This is a genomic window from Aquipseudomonas alcaligenes NBRC 14159, assembly GCF_000467105.1.
GTDB classification, from domain to species: domain Bacteria; phylum Pseudomonadota; class Gammaproteobacteria; order Pseudomonadales; family Pseudomonadaceae; genus Aquipseudomonas; species Aquipseudomonas alcaligenes.
Genome location: NZ_BATI01000003.1, coordinates 164,691 through 180,651, shown reverse-complemented (window position 1 = coordinate 180,651; position 15,961 = coordinate 164,691). Strand labels below are relative to the sequence as shown.

General features: G+C 67.7%; 15 protein-coding genes. 9 read left to right on the top strand and 6 right to left on the bottom strand.

Annotation, left to right across the window (positions count from 1 at the left end; translation table 11 throughout):
- Positions 1–79 precede the first annotated feature (79 nt).
- Positions 80–1,078, bottom strand: coding sequence for a sulfate ABC transporter substrate-binding protein (locus tag PA6_RS01685; protein WP_021699129.1), 999 nt, complete (start codon positions 1,076–1,078; stop codon positions 80–82).
- Positions 1,079–1,200: 122 nt separating this feature from the next.
- The gene (oscA, locus tag PA6_RS01680) at positions 1,201–1,383 is read right to left on the bottom strand and encodes a sulfur starvation response protein OscA (protein ID WP_021699128.1); all 183 of its coding nucleotides are present in this window, start codon (positions 1,381–1,383) and stop codon (positions 1,201–1,203) included.
- Positions 1,384–1,650: 267 nt separating this feature from the next.
- Here oscA and PA6_RS01675 point away from each other — a divergent pair, with 267 nt between their 5' ends.
- From PA6_RS01675 to PA6_RS01655, 5 genes are all read left to right on the top strand, one after another.
- Positions 1,651–2,619 (top strand): GGDEF domain-containing protein, encoded by a 969-nt coding sequence (locus PA6_RS01675; RefSeq protein ID WP_021699127.1) that lies wholly within the window; start codon positions 1,651–1,653, stop codon positions 2,617–2,619.
- A gap of 99 nt (positions 2,620–2,718) precedes the next feature.
- Entirely contained in the window at positions 2,719–3,300 is a 582-nt protein-coding gene (locus PA6_RS01670) for an RBBP9/YdeN family alpha/beta hydrolase (RefSeq protein ID WP_021699126.1), read from the top strand.
- Positions 3,301–3,392: 92 nt separating this feature from the next.
- A complete protein-coding gene (locus PA6_RS01665) occupies positions 3,393–4,280 on the top strand; it encodes a sigma 54-interacting transcriptional regulator (protein ID WP_021699125.1) in 888 nt (295 codons plus the stop codon).
- 271 nt (positions 4,281–4,551) lie between these two features.
- The gene (locus PA6_RS24725; protein ID WP_021699124.1) at positions 4,552–6,444 is read left to right on the top strand and encodes a methyl-accepting chemotaxis protein; all 1,893 of its coding nucleotides are present in this window, start codon (positions 4,552–4,554) and stop codon (positions 6,442–6,444) included.
- 181 nt (positions 6,445–6,625) lie between these two features.
- Positions 6,626–8,335 carry an amidase gene (locus tag PA6_RS01655; protein WP_021699123.1) on the top strand — a complete coding sequence of 570 codons (1,710 nt, stop codon included), beginning with the start codon at positions 6,626–6,628 and terminating at the stop codon, positions 8,333–8,335.
- 40 nt (positions 8,336–8,375) lie between these two features.
- Here the strand turns inward: PA6_RS01655 and PA6_RS01650 are convergent, their stop codons facing one another.
- The 3 genes from PA6_RS01650 to PA6_RS01640 all read right to left on the bottom strand — a co-directional run bounded on the left by PA6_RS01650 (position 8,376) and on the right by PA6_RS01640 (position 10,978).
- Positions 8,376–8,687 (bottom strand): hypothetical protein, encoded by a 312-nt coding sequence (locus PA6_RS01650; protein ID WP_021699122.1) that lies wholly within the window; start codon positions 8,685–8,687, stop codon positions 8,376–8,378.
- Positions 8,688–8,787: 100 nt separating this feature from the next.
- Positions 8,788–10,014, bottom strand: coding sequence for an acyl-CoA dehydrogenase family protein (locus tag PA6_RS01645; RefSeq protein ID WP_021699121.1), 1,227 nt, complete (start codon positions 10,012–10,014; stop codon positions 8,788–8,790).
- Positions 10,004–10,978, bottom strand: a complete 975-nt coding sequence (locus PA6_RS01640) for an aliphatic sulfonate ABC transporter substrate-binding protein (RefSeq protein ID WP_021699120.1) — start codon at positions 10,976–10,978, stop codon at positions 10,004–10,006. Before PA6_RS01640 ends, PA6_RS01645 begins: the two co-directional genes overlap by 11 nt.
- Positions 10,979–11,321: 343 nt before the next feature.
- On the opposite strand from PA6_RS01640, the gene PA6_RS01635 reads away from it, so the two are divergent.
- From PA6_RS01635 to PA6_RS01620, 4 genes are all read left to right on the top strand, one after another.
- Positions 11,322–12,647: an OprD family porin gene (locus PA6_RS01635; protein ID WP_021699119.1), complete on the top strand. Its 1,326-nt coding sequence runs from the start codon at positions 11,322–11,324 to the stop codon at positions 12,645–12,647.
- A gap of 78 nt (positions 12,648–12,725) precedes the next feature.
- Positions 12,726–13,715, top strand: coding sequence for an aliphatic sulfonate ABC transporter substrate-binding protein (locus PA6_RS01630; RefSeq protein WP_021699118.1), 990 nt, complete (start codon positions 12,726–12,728; stop codon positions 13,713–13,715).
- Between the two features lie 6 nt (positions 13,716–13,721).
- Positions 13,722–14,552 carry an ABC transporter permease gene (locus PA6_RS01625; RefSeq protein ID WP_021699117.1) on the top strand — a complete coding sequence of 277 codons (831 nt, stop codon included), beginning with the start codon at positions 13,722–13,724 and terminating at the stop codon, positions 14,550–14,552.
- 1 nt (position 14,553) lies between these two features.
- Positions 14,554–15,273, top strand: coding sequence for an ABC transporter ATP-binding protein (locus PA6_RS01620; RefSeq protein ID WP_021699116.1), 720 nt, complete (start codon positions 14,554–14,556; stop codon positions 15,271–15,273).
- 47 nt (positions 15,274–15,320) lie between these two features.
- On the opposite strand, the gene PA6_RS01615 is transcribed toward PA6_RS01620, so the two are convergent.
- On the bottom strand, positions 15,321–15,941 hold the full coding sequence (locus PA6_RS01615; protein ID WP_021699115.1) for a LysE family transporter: 621 nt from the start codon (positions 15,939–15,941) through the stop codon (positions 15,321–15,323).
- Positions 15,942–15,961: the final 20 nt, after the last annotated feature.

Genomic DNA, 15,961 nt, shown 5'->3' with positions numbered 1-15,961 from the left:
CGAGGCCGGGAAACGGTGTATCGCGCGGGTTGCACCCGCCCTACGTCGGCCGCGGAGGCACCCGCGGCCACGAGCCGGCTTACTGCGCCTGGTAGATCTGGTCGAACACACCACCATCGTTGAAGAACTTCGGCTGGGCGGATTTCCAGCCGCCGAAGTCCTTGTCGATGGTCACCAGCTTCAGCTGCGGGAACTGCTTGGCGAACTCGGCGGCGACCTTCTCGTCACGCGGACGGTAGAAGTTCTTCGCGGCGATGCGCTGGCCCTCTTCGCTGTACAGGTACTGCAGGTAGGCGGTGGCGACTTCGCGGGTGCCCTTCTTGTCGACGTTCTTGTCGACCACGGCCACCGGCGGCTCCGCCAGGATGGACAGGCTCGGCGCGACGATCTCGAACTGGTCACCGCCCTGTTCTTTCAGGGCCAGGAAGGCCTCGTTCTCCCAAGCCAGCAGTACGTCGCCGATCTGGTTGTTGACGAAGGTGATGGTCGAGCCGCGGGCGCCGGTGTCCAGTACCGGGACGTTCTTGTACAGCTTCTGCACGAACTCCTGGGCCTTGGCCTCGCTGCCGTACTTCTGCTGGGCATAGGCCCAGGCGGCCAGGAAGTTCCAGCGCGCGCCGCCGGAGGTCTTCGGGTTGGGGGTGATCACTTCCACGCCCGGCTTGACCAGGTCATCCCAGTCCTTGATGCCTTCCGGGTTGCCCTTGCGCACCAGGAACACGATGGTCGAGGTGTAGGGCGTGCTGGATTGCGGCAGGCGGCTCTGCCAGTCCTCGGGGATCAGCTTGCCGAGCTTGTGCAGCTCGTCGATGTCGCCGGCCAGGGCCAGGGTCACCACGTCGGCGCGCAGGCCGTCGATCACCGCGCGGGCCTGCTTGCCCGAGCCACCGTGAGACTGCTGGATCTTCACCGCTTCCTTACCCTGGGCGGTCCAGTGCTTGTTGAAGGCGGCGTTGAACTCCTGATAGAGCTCGCGGGTCGGGTCGTAGGAGACGTTGAGAATCTCGCTGGCCGCGAGGGTCGGGCCGGAGAACAGGGCGGCGGCCAGGCTGGCCAGGGCGAATCGGCGGATAGACATGGAACTGCTCCTGAAAAGACGTATGGGCTTGGCTTTATTGGGTTTTGGCGCTGCTGGGTGTGCTGGCGGCCGGATAAAAGTGGCGATACGCCCTCCGGAGGTCCGGTCGGGGTGCTCTGCAATCAGGCGGTTTTGCCGGCCTGGGGTTGCAGGCGGAATTTTTCCTTGCGCTCGATCTGCACCACCTGGCCGTTGTGCACGGTGATTTCCACCGCGCCGAAGCGCAGGTTCTGCAGGGCGACTTGGATTTCGCGCAGAATGCCGGCTTCTTCCTGGCCTTCGACGCTTCTGAGGGTTGCGCTCATGACTCTGCTCCTGGGTAAGGGGGCCCGGGTTGGGCGTGGAGCGGATAGTAGGGGGCTGCAAGTTAGTCTTAAAAAGAATATTTAATGATTTATTTATTCTTTTCAGGTCTATAAGGGGCGCCGATACCGCAGAATCTGCTGCCGGTTCCCGCTTCCTGACTGTTGAGTCGAAAATTCTGCCGCTCGTCACAACCCGCTGGTGCCAGCATCGCCAGGGCGGCCGCCGGGCCATAGTCTTGGCTCATGAATGTCATGAGGCGGCGTCCGATGGACGACAACGACCAGGCTCCCAGCGAGCTGGAGACCCTGACCCTGGCGCTGTTGCACAGCCGGGGCGAGGTCGAGCGCCTGCGTGAGCGCGAGCTGCTGGTGAGCAGCCTGCTGGGCGGCCTGAATGCCGTGCTCTGGGCGTTCGACTGGGAGCAGCAGCGGGTGGTCTACGTCAGCCCCGCCTACGAGCAGATCTTCGGCCGCAGCGCCGCGCTGCTGCTGGCCGACTACAACGAGTGGCTCAACAGCATCTACCCGGACGACATGGAGTACGCCGCCCGCAGCCTGGCCTCGGTGCATGAGCTGGGTTCGGTGGAGCAGCGCGAGTACCGCATCATCCGCGGCGATGGTGAGGTGCGCTGGCTCAGCGACAAGTGTTTCGTCAGCCCGTCCAAGCTGTTCGGCGGCCAGTCGCTGATCGTCGGCATTGCCGAGGACATCACCGAGAAGAAGGCCCTGCAGAGCGAGCTGCATCGCCTGGCTACCCGTGACGTGCTGACCGGCGCGAGCAATCGCCGGCACTTCTTCGAGTGCGCCGAGGTGCTGTTCGCCGAGGCGCGCAGCAGCGGCAGTCCGCTGTCGTTCCTGCTGCTCGATATCGACGATTTCAAGAAGATCAACGACGGCCATGGCCACCAGGTCGGCGACCGCGTGCTGCAGCGGGTGGCCCACTGCGGTGCCTATGTGCTGCGTCGCGACGACCTGTTCGGGCGCATCGGCGGCGAGGAGTTCGCGGCGCTGTTTCCCAACTGCGATGCCGAGCAGGCGCGCCAGGTGGCCGAGCGCCTGCAGCGCGAAGTACAGCGCCTGCAGTTCGCCAACGATGGCGAGAGCTTCGGCGTGACCATCAGCCAGGGCATCACCATGCTGGGCGAAGGCGATGTGCTGGACGATCTCTACGCGCGCGCCGATGCGGCCATGTACCAGGCCAAGCGCCAGGGCAAGGACTGCATCGTCCTGAGTTGATAGCTCTTAATGGAATAAGCAAATAAATTCTTATTCCTTCATTGCTGATCCCATCCTGCCTAGACTGGCCCTCGAAACGTATTCGAGGAGGCCCCGCCCATGGCCAGTCAAACCACTCACTACCTGATCCTGCCGGGATGGCAGAGCTCGCCGGACGACCACTGGCAGAGCCACTGGCAGCGCAGCCTGCCGAACGCCAGCCGGGTGGAGCAGGCGGACTGGCACAACCCCGATCCGCACAGCTGGGTCGCCGCTCTCGAGCGGCAGGTGGCTGCCGCCCGTAGCCCGCTGATTCTGGTGGCCCATAGCCTCGGCTGCATCACCGTGGCGCGCTGGGCGGCCCAGGCGCCGCTGGCCTCGCTGCGCAAGGTGCGCGGTGCCCTGCTGGTGGCGCCGGCCGATGTCGAGCGCACCAACTGCCCCGAGGCCCTGCAGGGTTTCGCCCCCATTTCCCGCGAGCTGCTGCCTTTCCCCAGCCTGCTGGTGGGCTCCGACAACGACCACGCCGCCAGCGCCGCGCGTGCCCTGCAGCTGGCCCGCGACTGGGGCAGCCAGGCGGCGATCCTGCCCGGTGCCGGGCACATCAACGTGAAGTCCGGGCATCAGCGCTGGGAGCAGGGCTTCGCCTACCTGTACCGCCTGCAGCGGCAGATCGAACAGCTGGAGCGCCTGCGCGCATGAGCCCGCTGGCCACCCCCCGAGTGCGCCGTATCCCGCCCATTCCTTTCTGAGCCGTTGCCTGGCGGCGGCTCGCCTCGACCAGAGAACCTGCAATGAGCCGCCCCGAGTTCCCCCAGCAAGCCCTGCTGACCTTCGGCGATGCCGAGAAAAGCCCGCTGAGCATTCGCGCCAAGGCGCTGGTGTTCGTCGACCCGCGTTCGCGCCAGCTGCGCGAGCAGGCCAATGCGCTGGCCGGCGCCGACCTGCCGGTGCTGATCGTCGGCGAGACCGGCACCGGCAAGGAGCTGCTGGCCCGGCATATCCACCGCGAGAGCGAGCGCGGCGGCCTGTTCGTTGCCGTCAGCTGCGCCGCGATCAGCCCGCGCTGGGGTGAGGCCGAGCTGTTCGGTCACGTCGCCGCGGCCTATGCCGGCGCCGCCAGCAGTCGCGCCGGCTGGTTCGGCTCGGCCAACGCCGGCACCCTCTACCTGGACGAGATCGCCGACCTGCCGCTGGTCTTGCAGGAAAAGCTGCTGGCCGCGCTGCAGACCCGCGAGGTACAGCGCGTCGGCAGCCAGCAGGCGGTACCGGTCGATGTGCGCCTGGTGGCCGCCACCAGCATCGACCTGGCCCAGGCGGTGGCCGCCGGCAAGTTCGACGCGCGCCTGTACCACTACCTGGACGAGGGGCGCCTGGAGTTGCCGGCGCTGCGCGAACGCCCCGCCGACATCCTGCCGCTGGCCGAGTACTTCCTCGGCATCTATGCCCAGCGCCTGGGCCTGGCCATCCCGCAGATCGGCGCAGCCGCCCAGGCGGCGCTGGAAGACCACCCCTGGCATGGCAACACCCGCGAGCTGGAGAACGTCGTGCACTTTGCCCTGCTGGTCAGCAGCGGTGAGGAGATCCTGCCGCAGCACCTCAACCTGCCGACACCGGATCTGCAGCGGCTGATCGACCGCCTCGATCCGGCGCAGCGCGCGCAGCTGCGCGAGCTGTTATAGCGCTAGCAGCGCCATCGGCCCAAAGCTGCACATCTTTGCCGCAAATCCGGCTAACGCTGGTGCTGCAGCGCGCCGCAGAATGGCGATAATTCATTATGCGGCGTGCGTTCCTCGCCCGCCGCGCAGCGCCCCTTTCACCTCCGTATAGGGCGCGCGGCCCGCCGTTACCTCGGCAGCCGCGGTACGGGCTCGGCCTTCGGCAGCCCGCACCATGATCCGCGTCGGTCACGAGCCGGTGCGGCCGCCAGCAAACCTGCATGGATATCCTGCGATGCCCGCCAACCTGAAGTTCAGCCAGAAGATCCTGCTGGCCGCCTCTCTGGTGACTATTGTCGCCTTCACCCTGTTCGTGCTGTTCAACGACTATCGCCAGCGCCAAGCCCTGAATGCCGACGTGCATGCGGCGCTGCAGGAGGTCGGCGATCTCGCCACCCGCAATATCAAGACCTGGCTGGACGGGCGCATCCAGCTGGTCGAGTCGCTGGCCCAGCAGCTCTCCGCCAATGGCCAGCAGGGCCCTGCGCTGGAAGCGGCGCTAAACCTGCCGGTGTATGGCCAGCGCTTCCAGCTCAGCTACTTCGGCGGCGCCGACGGCGCCATGACCTCGGTGCCGGCGGGCAACCGTCCGGCCGACTACGACCCGCGCGTGCGCGGCTGGTACCAGGTCGCCAGCGCGGCGCAGGCCAGCGTGCTGACCGAACCCTATATCGCCGCCTCGTCGAAGAAGCTGGTGATCACCATCGCCACTCCGGTACGCCGTGACGGCCAGATGGTCGGCGTGGCCGGCGCCGACATGGACCTGGAGAGCATCGCCCAGCTGCTCGGCTCGCTGAAGTTCCAGGGTCATGGCCATGCCTTCCTGGTCAGTGCGCAGGGCAAGGTGCTGCTACACCCGGACAGCAACTACACGCTCAAGGACATCCAGGCGCTGTACCCGCAGGACACCCCACGCGTGCAGGCCGGGGTCAGCGAAGTCGAAGTGGACGGCAAGACCCAGTTCATCGCCTTCACCCCGCTGCAGGGCCTGCCCTCGGCCAACTGGTACGTGGCGCTGGTGCTGGACCAGGATTCCGCCTTCGCCGCCCTCGACGAGTTCCGCACCTCGGCGGTGGTCGCCACCCTCATCGCGGTGACCGCCACCGTACTGCTGCTGGGCATGCTGATCCGCGTGCTGATGCAGCCGCTGCTGCTGATGGGCAAGGCCATGCGTGACATCGCCCAGGGCGAGGGCGACCTGACCAAGCGCCTGCAGGTGCAGAGCCAGGACGAGTTCGGCGAGCTGGCAACTTCCTTCAACCAGTTCGTCGAGCGTATCCACGGCTCGATCCGCGAGGTGTCCTCGGCCACCCAGCAGCTCAACGAAGTGGCCAAGCTGGTGGTCAGCGCCTCCAACTCGTCGATGGTCAATTCCGACGAGCAGGCCAGCCGCACCAACAGCGTGGCCGCGGCGATCAACGAACTGGGCGCCGCCGCCCAGGAGATCGCGCGCAACGCCGCCGATGCCTCGCACCAGGCTTCCGACGCCCGCCATCTGGCCGAGGAGGGCGGCCAGGTGCTGCGCAAGACCATCGCCGCGATGAACGAGCTGTCGGAGAAGATCAGCGCCTCCAGCAGCAACATCGAGCTGCTCAACAGCAAGACCGTGGACATCGGCCAGATCCTCGAAGTGATCAAGAGCATCTCCGCGCAGACCAACCTGCTGGCGCTCAACGCCGCCATTGAGGCAGCGCGGGCTGGCGAGGCCGGGCGCGGTTTCGCCGTGGTGGCGGACGAGGTGCGCAGCCTGGCGCACCGCACCCAGGAGTCAGCGCAGGAAATCCAGAAGATGATCGAGGAGCTGCAGGTCGGCGCCCGCGAGTCGGTCACCACCATGAGCGAGAGCCAGCACTACAGCGCGCAGAGCGTGGAGATCGCCAACCAAGCAGGCGAGCGCCTGGGCAGCGTGACCCAGCGCATCGGCGAGATCGACGGCATGAACCAGTCGGTGGCCACCGCCACCGAGGAGCAGACCGCGGTGGTCGAGGCGCTGAACATGGACATCAACGAAATCAACACCCTCAACCAGGAAGGTGTGGAGAATCTGCAGGCGACCCTACGTGCCTGCGGTGATCTGGAGCAGCAGGCCGCGCGCCTGCAGCACCTGGTGGGCAGCTTCCGCATCTGAGTGCGGCGTGGCGCACCCGGCGCAGCGCCGGGTGCGCTGCCGGCGTCCTGCAGTGGGCGATGCGGGTCAGACAGAAGTGTTTGACATAATCGACCATCTGTTCGACATAATTGACGCTCCAATTCCAAAGCTCGGCATGCCCAGGCATCCGCCGTGCACCAAAGCCTCCAGCGGGGACAAGATGATCGAGGTAACCGAGGTTTCCATTGCCGAGCTGCGTGCCGCGCTCGAATCCGGCCGCACCACCGCGGTCGAACTGGTCGAGGCCTATCTGGCCCGGATCGATGCCTACGACGGCCCCGACAGCGCCACCCGCCTGAATGCCGTGGTGGTGCGCAACCCCGAGGCGCTGCAGGAGGCCGCGGCGTCCGACGCTCGGCGCGCCCGTGGCGAGACTCTCGGCCCGCTGGATGGCATTCCCTACACGGCCAAGGACAGCTACCTGGTCAAGGGCCTTACCGCCGCTTCCGGCAGCCCGGCCTTCAAGGACCTGGTGGCCCAGCGCGACGCCTTCACCATCGAGCGCCTGCGCGCCGCCGGTGCCATCTGCCTGGGCAAGACCAATATGCCGCCCATGGCCAACGGCGGCATGCAGCGCGGCGTCTATGGCCGTGCCGAAAGTCCGTACAACGAGCAGTACCTGACCGCGCCCTTCGCCTCCGGCTCGTCCAATGGCGCCGGCACTGCTACCGCCGCCAGCTTCGCCGCCTTCGGCCTGGCCGAGGAAACCTGGTCCAGCGGCCGTGGGCCGGCTTCGAACAACGGCCTGTGCGCCTACACGCCGTCGCGCGGGGTGATCTCGGTGCGCGGCAACTGGCCGCTGACGCCGACCATGGACGTGGTGGTGCCCTATGCGCGGACCATGGCCGACCTGCTGGAAGTGCTCGACCTGGTGGTGGCCGATGATGCGGACACGCGTGGCGACCTCTGGCGCCTGCAGCCCTGGGTGCCGATCCCCAAACCGTCCGAGGTGCGCCCGGCGTCCTACCCGGCGCTGGCCCAGGGCACGGCCGTGCTCAAGGGCAAGCGCCTGGGCGTGCCGCGCATGTACATCAACAAGGACGAACTGGCCGGGACCAGCGAGAAGCCCGGCATCGGCGGGCCGACTGGCCAGCGCATCCACACCCGCGCCTCGGTCATCGCCCTCTGGGATGCGGCGCGCAAGGCCCTGGAAGCGGCTGGTGCGGAAGTCATCGAAGTGGACTTCCCGCTGGTATCCTACTGCGAGGGCGACCGCCCCGGCGCGCCGACCGTGTTCAACCGCGGCATCGTCAGCCCGGAGTTCCTCCATGACGAGCTGTGGGAGCTGTCGGGCTGGGCGTTCGACGACTTCCTGCGCGCCAATGGCGACCCCAGGCTGAACCGGCTGGCGGATGTCGACGGACCGCAGATCTTCCCGCACGACCCGGGCACCCTGCCCAACCGCGAGGACGACCTGGCAGCCGGCATGGACGAGTACGTCAACATGGCCAAGCGCGGCCTCAAGACCTGGGACCAGATCGAGACCCTGGCGGACGGCCTGCGTGGTCTGGAGCAGACCCGCAAGCTCGACCTGGAGGAATGGATGACGCAGCAGAGCCTGGACGCCGTGCTGTTCCCCACCGTCGCCGACGTGGGCCCGGCGGATGCCGACGTGAATCCGCAGTCCGCCGATATCGCCTGGAGCAACGGCATCTGGGTGGCCAACGGCAACCTGGCCATCCGCCACCTGGGCGTGCCGACCGTCACCGTGCCGATGGGTGTGATGGCCGATATCGGCATGCCGGTGGGGCTGACCTTCGCCGGTCGTGCCTATGACGACAACCAGCTGCTGAGCCTGGCCGCGGCCTTCGAGGCCACCGGCAGCAAGCGCCAGGTGCCGCCGCGCACACCACCGCTGGTGCGCCGCTAGCGGCCATGCCCCGTGGCCGCGCCACGGGGCTCCAGCGCCTTTAGCGCGCCATGCCGCGCGGCAGGCGGTTGCGTCCCGGCAGCTGCGCCAGGCGCTGCTGCCACTCGCCGCGGGCTACCCGGGCGGCCGGTTGGCTGGCGGCGGCTACGGCCTGCGCGGCCTTCTCCGCCTTGGCGGCAGCGCGCAGCTCGGCCAGGCTCGGGGTCTTGCGCACGGGCTCGCTGACTTTCTTGTCGGCAGAGCGCAGGCACAGCTTGCACGATACTTCGGCCAGCTCCTGGCTGCCGTTCAGGTTCGCGCCGGTGCGCCCGCATGCAACGCTCTCTGGCGCGGTGAAGTAGTGGATGACCAATCGAGTGACTCCTGCTTTTTTCGGGCGCGGGATTCTACACAGTCACTCGGAAAAGTCTGCCCCCGGCGCGGACAAAGTGCCGCCGCGCCGGTCTGCCCGCTCAGGAGTACAGCGAAGGCGTCGGTGCCACGCCGCGGGTCAGCCACTGGCCGATGTCACGCACCTTGTAGTCCAGCGGGTCATGCAGGCTGTGCACCCGCACGTTGCGCCAGAAACGGTCGAAGCCGTAGCGCGAGGCGCTGGCGCGCGCGCCCATGGCCTCGAATACCTGGCTGCTGATCTCCAGCGCCGCGCGGGCCGAGGCGACCCGCGTCTCGGCGATCAGCAATGCCAGCTCGCCACGCTCGGCCGCGCCCAGTGCCGGCTTGTCCCAAGCCCGCTGCAGGCGCTCGGCGGCGTTCTCGGCGAGCAGCAGGGCACCGCGGTAGAGCAGCCAGAGCTCGCCGAAGCGTTTCTGGATAAAGGGATCTTCGACCGCGGCCTCGACCCCTGCGCCGGCCCAGGGCCGCGCCTGCTCGCGCACGTAGCGCAGGGCGCCGTCCAGTGCGGCCTGGGCGTTGCCCAGGTAGAGCTGGGTGAGGATCAGCTGCGACACGCACACCCGCAGGCTGCTGCGCGGGCTGTGGCCGCCGGAGAGCAGCAGCTCGTCGCGGTCGACGAAGACATTCTCGAACTGCACCGTGCCGCTGTCGGTCTGGCGCTGGCCGAAGGCATCCCAGTCGTCGTTGATCGCCAGGCCCTCGCGCTGCGCCGGCAGCACCAGGAACACCCGCTCGCTGGCGCTGCCAGTGCGCGGCGCGCTGACCACCAGTGCGTCGGCACCGAGGGCGCCGGAGCAGAACGACTTGCGCCCGTTCAGTTCGAAGTGCTCCTCGCGCGCCTGCAGCTGCAGGCCGAGGTCGCGGCCATTGCTGGCGTTGCCCCAGAACCAGCGCTCGCGTGCCGCGCGGGTCAGCCAGTGGCGCTGTTGTTCGGCGCTGCCGTGCAGCAGGACGGTGGCCACCTGCAGGTGGTTGAAGGCGAACAGGTGGGCCAGCGAACTGTCGGCGGCGGCCAGGTGGCGGACGATGCGGTAGATCTCCGGCCAGGGCCGCTCCGCGCCATCGAAACGCTGCGGGATGGCCAGGTTCAGCAGGCCGCTGTCGCGGATCAGCTCGCGCTCGGCACGCGCATGGCCGCCACGGCGGTCGCGTTCCACCGCGCTCTCGGCCAGCTTGCGCGCCAGGCGTTCGACCTTGGCGGTGAGGTTGCCGAAGTCGGCGGGGAACAGCCGCGCATCCAGCAGTGGCTCGGCCTGCGGGTGCAGATAGCGGGCTTCACTGGACATGTTCGGCCTCCGGCTGCCAGGTGGCCACGGCGCGGGTGTCGACGGCCCTGGGCAGCAGGCCTTCGGCGAAGAAGGCATCGGCGATTTTCTGTTGCTCGCCCAGGCCGTCCGGCTGCACCGGGCGCACCTGGTAGCTGCGCCGGCCATTGGCCTGCTCGACGATGGCCGGGTCGAGGTTGCCCCACAGCGGGCCGAGAATCCGCGCCGCTTCGGCCGGGTTGGCGCGCAGCCAGTCGCCGGCCTCGGCCAGTTCGCGGTACACGGTCTGCAGTACCTGCGGGTGCGCGGCGGCGAAGCGGCTGCTGGTCAGGTAGTAGCGCTGGTAGCTGGCCAGGCCTTGGCTGCCCTCCAGAGTGCGGGTCGGCAGCTGGCGCTGGGCGGCGCTGAGGAAGGGTTCCCAGATCACCCAGGCGTCGACCTTGCCGTTCTCGAAGGCGGCGCGGCCGTCGGCCGGGGTCAGGTAGGCCGGCTGGATGTCGCTGAACTTCAGGTTGGCCTTGGCCAGGGCGGCGATCAGCAGGTAGTGGGCGCCGGCGGCCTTGGTCACGGCCACCTTCTTGCCCTTGAGGTCGGCCAGGTTGCGCAGCGGCGAGCCGTCGCGCACCAGGATTGCCTGGGCGGCCGGCGACGGCGTTTCGCGGGCGAAGTAGGCCAGTTGCGCGCCGGCGGCCTGGGCGAACACCGGCACGGTGTCGGCGACATCGGCGGACAGGTCGATATTGCCGACGTTGAGCGCCTCGAGCAGCGGCTGGCCGCTGGCGAACTCGTGCCAGCTGACGCTGATGTCCTGGTCGGCCAGGGCTTGTTCCAGGGTGCCCTGGCTCTTCAGCAGGCTGATCAGGGTGGAGGATTTCTGGTAGCCGATGCGCAGCTGGGTTTCGGCCTGGGCGGGCAGGGCGGCGAGTAGGCCGAGGCTCAGGCCAAGGCCGAGCAGGCTGCGGCGGGAGAAGGGAAAGCGGGACATGGCGGACCTCGTGGTGGGGTGTCCCGGCCAGGCGAGGCGGCGGAACACGGGAAACTTCGGGTGAAGGCAGGAAGTCCGGTTGTCCGGTATCGATCAAGCTAAGCGATCTAAAAAGCAGCTCTCAAATACTTTTTGGGCATTAGCTTATGCGCAGCGCTGGAATCGTCAGTTATTCTTTTTAGTTTTATAAAAGTGAAAAACAATTCTTTTTAGGGATTAAGAAAATCCCCTAGATTGGCCGCCAAGCCGCCAGCGGACCACCGCACCGAGCCCGATCAATCAGGGGCTCCCCGCCAACTCGAGCCCCAGCACTAGACCAAGAACAGCATCTGGAGCATCGAGCATGAACAAGTCCACCCTGGCCCTGGCCGTCGCCCTCGGCGTGATCGCCCAGCAGGCGTCCGCCGCCGGCTTCATCGAAGACAGCAAGGCCACCCTCGGCCTGCGCAATTTCTACATCAACCAGGACACCCGCAACGCGGACGCCAACACCCAGGAAGAATGGGGCCAGGGCTTCCAGTTCAACTACATCTCCGGCTACACCGAAGGCACCGTCGGCTTCGGCGTCGACGCCCTCGGCCTGCTCGGCGTGAAGCTGGACTCCGGCAAGGGCCGCCACGGCAACCCGGACTCCAGCAAGTACGGCGGTACGGTGTTCCCCACCGACGAGAACGGCCGCGCGGTGGACGATTTCAGCAGCCTGGGCCTGACCGGCAAGGTGCGCATCTCCAAGACCGAGGCGCGTGTCGGCACCCTGCAGCCCAAGCTGCCGGTGGTCACCTTCAACGACGGTCGCCTGCTGCCGCAGACCTTCGAGGGCGGCCAGATCACCTCCGCCGAGATCGACAACCTGACCCTGATCGGCGGTCAGCTGGAACACGCCAAGGGGCGCAATTCGAGCAACACCGAGGGGCTGTCCATCGGCGGCGCCAACAATGCCGAGACCGGCCAGTTCAGCAACACGTTCTACTACGCCGGTGCCGACTACAAGATCAGCAAGGACCTGCTGGCGCAGTACTACTACGGCAACCTGGAAGACTTCTATCAGCAGCACTTCCTCGGCCTGACCCACAACTGGGCCATCGGCCCCGGCGCGCTGAAGTCCGACCTGCGCTACTTCCACAGCGACTCCGATGGCGCCAACGGCAGTGCCAGCGGCCGTGCCGACGGCTACGTCAGCACCGGTTACTACGGCAACGGCGTGACCAAGGGCGAGGTCGACAACGACACTTGGAGCGCCCTGTTCACCTACAGCCTCGGCGGCCATGCGTTGAGTGCCGGCTATCAGCAGGTCGAAGGCGACAGCAACTTCCCCTTCCTCAACCAGGGTGACGGCGCCACCGCCTACCTGATTACCGACCGCCAGATCGGCAAGTTCCTCTCCGCCGGCGAGCGCACCTGGCTGGCCGAATACGCCTACGACTTCAGCAAGGTCGGCGTGCCGGGTCTGAAGGCCACCATCACCTACCTGTCCGGCGACAACATCGACTCGGCCACCGGCGAACAGAAGGAATGGGAGCGCGACTTCCGCCTCGACTACGTGCTGCAGGAAGGCGCACTCAAGGGGCTCGGCGTCTCCTGGCGCAACGCCACGCTGCGCGGCAATACCAGCGCGGCGGACCAGGACGAGAACCGTCTGATCCTCAGCTACAGCCTGCCGATCCTCTGACCGGCCAGGCTTCACCTTTCTCCTGACCCGGCCGCCATCGGCCGGGAAGGTCTCACCCAGAGTCCAGGGAGATTCCCCATGAAAAGCTTCAAACTCCGCTATCTGCTCGCCGCGCTGCTGGCCGCCACCCTGCCGCTGGGCACGCAGGCCGCCGCGCCCCAGGAAGTCCGCCTCGACTACGCCTACTACGCGCCGACCAGCCTGGTGCTGAAAGACCAGGGCATCCTGGAAAAACGCCTGGCCGCCGATGGCATCGCCGTGAAGTGGGTGTTCAGCCAGGGCAGCAACCGCTCTCTCGAATACCTCAACGGCGGCAGCATCGACTTCGCCTCCACCGCCGGCCTGGCCGCCGTGCTCAGTCGCGCCAACGGCAGCCCGGTGAAGACCGTGTACATCGCCAGCCGTCCGGAATGGACCGCCCTGGCCGTGCCCAAGGACTCGCCGATCAAGAGCCTGGCCGACCTCAAGGGCAAGAAGATCGCCGCCACCAAGGGCACCGATCCCTACCTGTTCCTCCTGCGCAGCCTGAACACGGCCGGCCTGGGCAAGGGCGACGTGGAGATCGTCCACCTGCAGCACCCGGACGGCCGCGTGGCCCTGGAGCGCGGCGACGTGGACGCCTGGTCCGGCCTCGATCCGCACCTGGCCGCCAGCCAGCTGCAGGCCGGCTCGCGCCTGCTCTACCGCAACGTCGAGTTCAACAGCTACGGCGTGCTCAACGTCAGCGACAGCTTCCTCAAGGAGCAGCCGCAGCTGATCGGCAAGGTCATCGCCGCCTATGAAGAGGCGCGCCAGTGGACCCTCGCCCACCCGCAGCAGACCGCCGAACTGCTGGCCAGGGAAGCCAAGCTGCCGCTGGAAGTGGCCAAGCTGCAGCTGTCGCGCACCGACTTCAGCAACCCGCAGCCGGGTGCCGAGCACGTCGCCGCGCTGAAGGCCGCCGCGCCGATCCTGCTCGACGAGCAGCTGGTGCGCCCAGGTACCGACGTGGCCGCGGTGGTCGACCAGCTGATCAGTCCGCAACTGGCCGCCGGCGTGATCGGCCAGCCGCTGGCCAAGACGGAGTAGTGAGCCATGCCCGCGAGTAGCCTGCTCGGCGCGCGCGTCGGCAGCGACGCCGCGCTGATCGTCCGGCGCCCATGGCTGGGCCACTGGCGCGGACTGGTGCTGCCGCTGGCCGTGCTGGTGCTGCTGGAGGCGCTGGTACGCCTGGACTGGATACCAGCGCACCAGCTGCCGGCACCCAGCCAGGTCGGCCAGACCCTCTGGTGGCTGGCCGCCGGCGGTGAGCTGTGGGGGCATATCGGCGTCAGCCTGGCGCGGGTCACGGCCGGCTTCGCCATCGGCGCGGCGCTGGCCGTGCTGATCGGTGCCTGGGTCGGTCTCAGCCGCCGCGCCGAGAGCTACCTGGAGCCGACCTTCCAGGCCCTGCGCGCCATCCCCAGCCTGGCCTGGGTGCCCCTGCTGTTGCTCTGGCTGGGCATCGACGAAACGCCCAAGGTGGTGCTGATCGCCCTCGGTGCCTTCTTCCCGGTGTACCTGGCGCTGCTCGCCGGCATCCGCAATGTCGACCGCAAGCTGGTCGAGGTCGGCCGCCTGCATCGCCTGTCCGGCGTCGAGCTGACCCGGCGCATCCTCCTGCCGGCGGCGCTGCCAAGCCTGTTCACCGGCCTGCGCGGGGCACTCAGCCTGAGCTGGATGTTCCTCGTCGCCGCCGAACTGATCGCCGCCACCCAGGGCCTTGGCTACCTGCTCAGCGACGGCCGCGAGACTTCGCGACCGGACCTGGTGATCGCCGCCATCCTCCTGCTGGCCGTGCTCGGCAAGCTCAGCGACGGCCTGCTCAAACGGCTGGAAACCCGCGCGCTGCACTGGCGCGACAGCTTCGTCGGCGGGGAGGGCTGAGATGAGTGCACTGTTGGAACTGCGCGGCATCCGCAAGGCCTTCGCCGGCCAGCGCGTGCTGGAAGACGTCGACCTGAGCCTGGCGCCGGGCGAGATCGTCAGCCTGCTCGGCCCCAGCGGCTGCGGCAAGAGTACCCTGCTGCGCATCGCCGCTGGCCTCGACCAGGATTTCACGGGCGGTCTGGCGCATAACCCGTTGCTGGATTTCGGTGGTGGCACGGGTATCGGCGTGGTGTTTCAGGAGCCACGGCTGATGCCCTGGCTGAACGTGGCGCAGAACGTCGGCTTCGCCGATGGCCGTGGCGCCGACGCCGAGTGGATCGAGCAACTGCTGGAGGATGTCGGCCTGGCCGGCCAGGGCGGCAAGCTGCCCAAGCAGCTCTCCGGCGGCATGGCCCAGCGCGTGGCCATCGCCCGTGGCCTGTACCAGCGTCCGCAGGTGCTGTTGCTGGATGAGCCGTTCAGTGCGGTGGACGCCTTCACCCGCATGAAGCTGCAGGACCTGGTGGTGGGCCTGGCGGACCGCTATGGCATCGCCCTGCTGCTGGTCACCCACGATCTCGACGAGGCCTTCTATCTCAGCGACCGGGTGTTGATCCTCGGCGGCAGCCCCAGTCGCATCCAGCGTGAACTGGCCGTGCCGCTGCCCCACCCGCGCGACCGCCGCGCGGTGGAGCTGGCCTACCTGCGCGGCGAGGCACTGACCGAGCTGACGCTGTAAACGATCCTCAAGGTGGAAGCATTTCCGGGCCCTATGGCCCGGTTTTTTTAGCTGCGCTGCAACGACGAGGCTGCCAGGCCCAACCCCAGGGCGACCAGCACACCGCCGATGGCGCGCTCGATCAGGTGCCGGCTGCGGGCGACGAAGCCGCGTGCCGCTTCCGAGGACAGGCCGTAGGCCACCAGAGCGAACCAGAACAGGTGGGCGGCGGACATGAACAGGCCGTAGCCGAGCTGGGTCAGGGTGGCGGTGTCCGGGCTGATCACCTGGGTGAACAGAGCGACCACGAACAGCGTGGTCTTGGGGTTCAGCGCGTTGGTCAGGAAGCCCACGCGCAGCGCCTGCCAGTCACTCAATTGCGGTGCGGCGACTACCTGCTGCGGATCGAGCTTGCGGCTGCGCAGCATGCCGATGCCGAGCCAGATCAGGTAGGCGGCGCCGGCGAACTTGACCAGGTTGAACAGCAGGATCGACTGCGAGATCAGCAGGCCGATGCCGAGCATCGAGTAGGTCACGTGCACCAGCACGCCGAGGCTGATGCCCAGCGCCGTGAGCAGGCCGGCGCGGCGCGAGAGGAACATGCTGTTGCGGCTGACCATGGCGAAGTCGGCGCCGGGGCTGATCACCGCGAGCAGGGTGATGGTGATGACCGAGACGAGTTCGAGCATGGTGCAGTCCGTTTTCCTGA

Coding starts and splice junctions, on each gene's coding strand:
- PA6_RS01685 (WP_021699129.1), bottom strand. CDS start 1,078: ATGTCTATCCGCCGATTCGCCCTGGCCAGCCTGGCCGCCGCCCTGTTC.
- oscA (WP_021699128.1), bottom strand. CDS start 1,383: ATGAGCGCAACCCTCAGAAGCGTCGAAGGCCAGGAAGAAGCCGGCATT.
- PA6_RS01675 (WP_021699127.1), top strand. CDS start 1,651: ATGGACGACAACGACCAGGCTCCCAGCGAGCTGGAGACCCTGACCCTG.
- PA6_RS01670 (WP_021699126.1), top strand. CDS start 2,719: ATGGCCAGTCAAACCACTCACTACCTGATCCTGCCGGGATGGCAGAGC.
- PA6_RS01665 (WP_021699125.1), top strand. CDS start 3,393: ATGAGCCGCCCCGAGTTCCCCCAGCAAGCCCTGCTGACCTTCGGCGAT.
- PA6_RS24725 (WP_021699124.1), top strand. CDS start 4,552: ATGCCCGCCAACCTGAAGTTCAGCCAGAAGATCCTGCTGGCCGCCTCT.
- PA6_RS01655 (WP_021699123.1), top strand. CDS start 6,626: ATGATCGAGGTAACCGAGGTTTCCATTGCCGAGCTGCGTGCCGCGCTC.
- PA6_RS01645 (WP_021699121.1), bottom strand. CDS start 10,014: ATGTCCAGTGAAGCCCGCTATCTGCACCCGCAGGCCGAGCCACTGCTG.
- PA6_RS01640 (WP_021699120.1), bottom strand. CDS start 10,978: ATGTCCCGCTTTCCCTTCTCCCGCCGCAGCCTGCTCGGCCTTGGCCTG.
- PA6_RS01635 (WP_021699119.1), top strand. CDS start 11,322: ATGAACAAGTCCACCCTGGCCCTGGCCGTCGCCCTCGGCGTGATCGCC.
- PA6_RS01630 (WP_021699118.1), top strand. CDS start 12,726: ATGAAAAGCTTCAAACTCCGCTATCTGCTCGCCGCGCTGCTGGCCGCC.
- PA6_RS01625 (WP_021699117.1), top strand. CDS start 13,722: ATGCCCGCGAGTAGCCTGCTCGGCGCGCGCGTCGGCAGCGACGCCGCG.
- PA6_RS01620 (WP_021699116.1), top strand. CDS start 14,554: ATGAGTGCACTGTTGGAACTGCGCGGCATCCGCAAGGCCTTCGCCGGC.
- PA6_RS01615 (WP_021699115.1), bottom strand. CDS start 15,941: ATGCTCGAACTCGTCTCGGTCATCACCATCACCCTGCTCGCGGTGATC.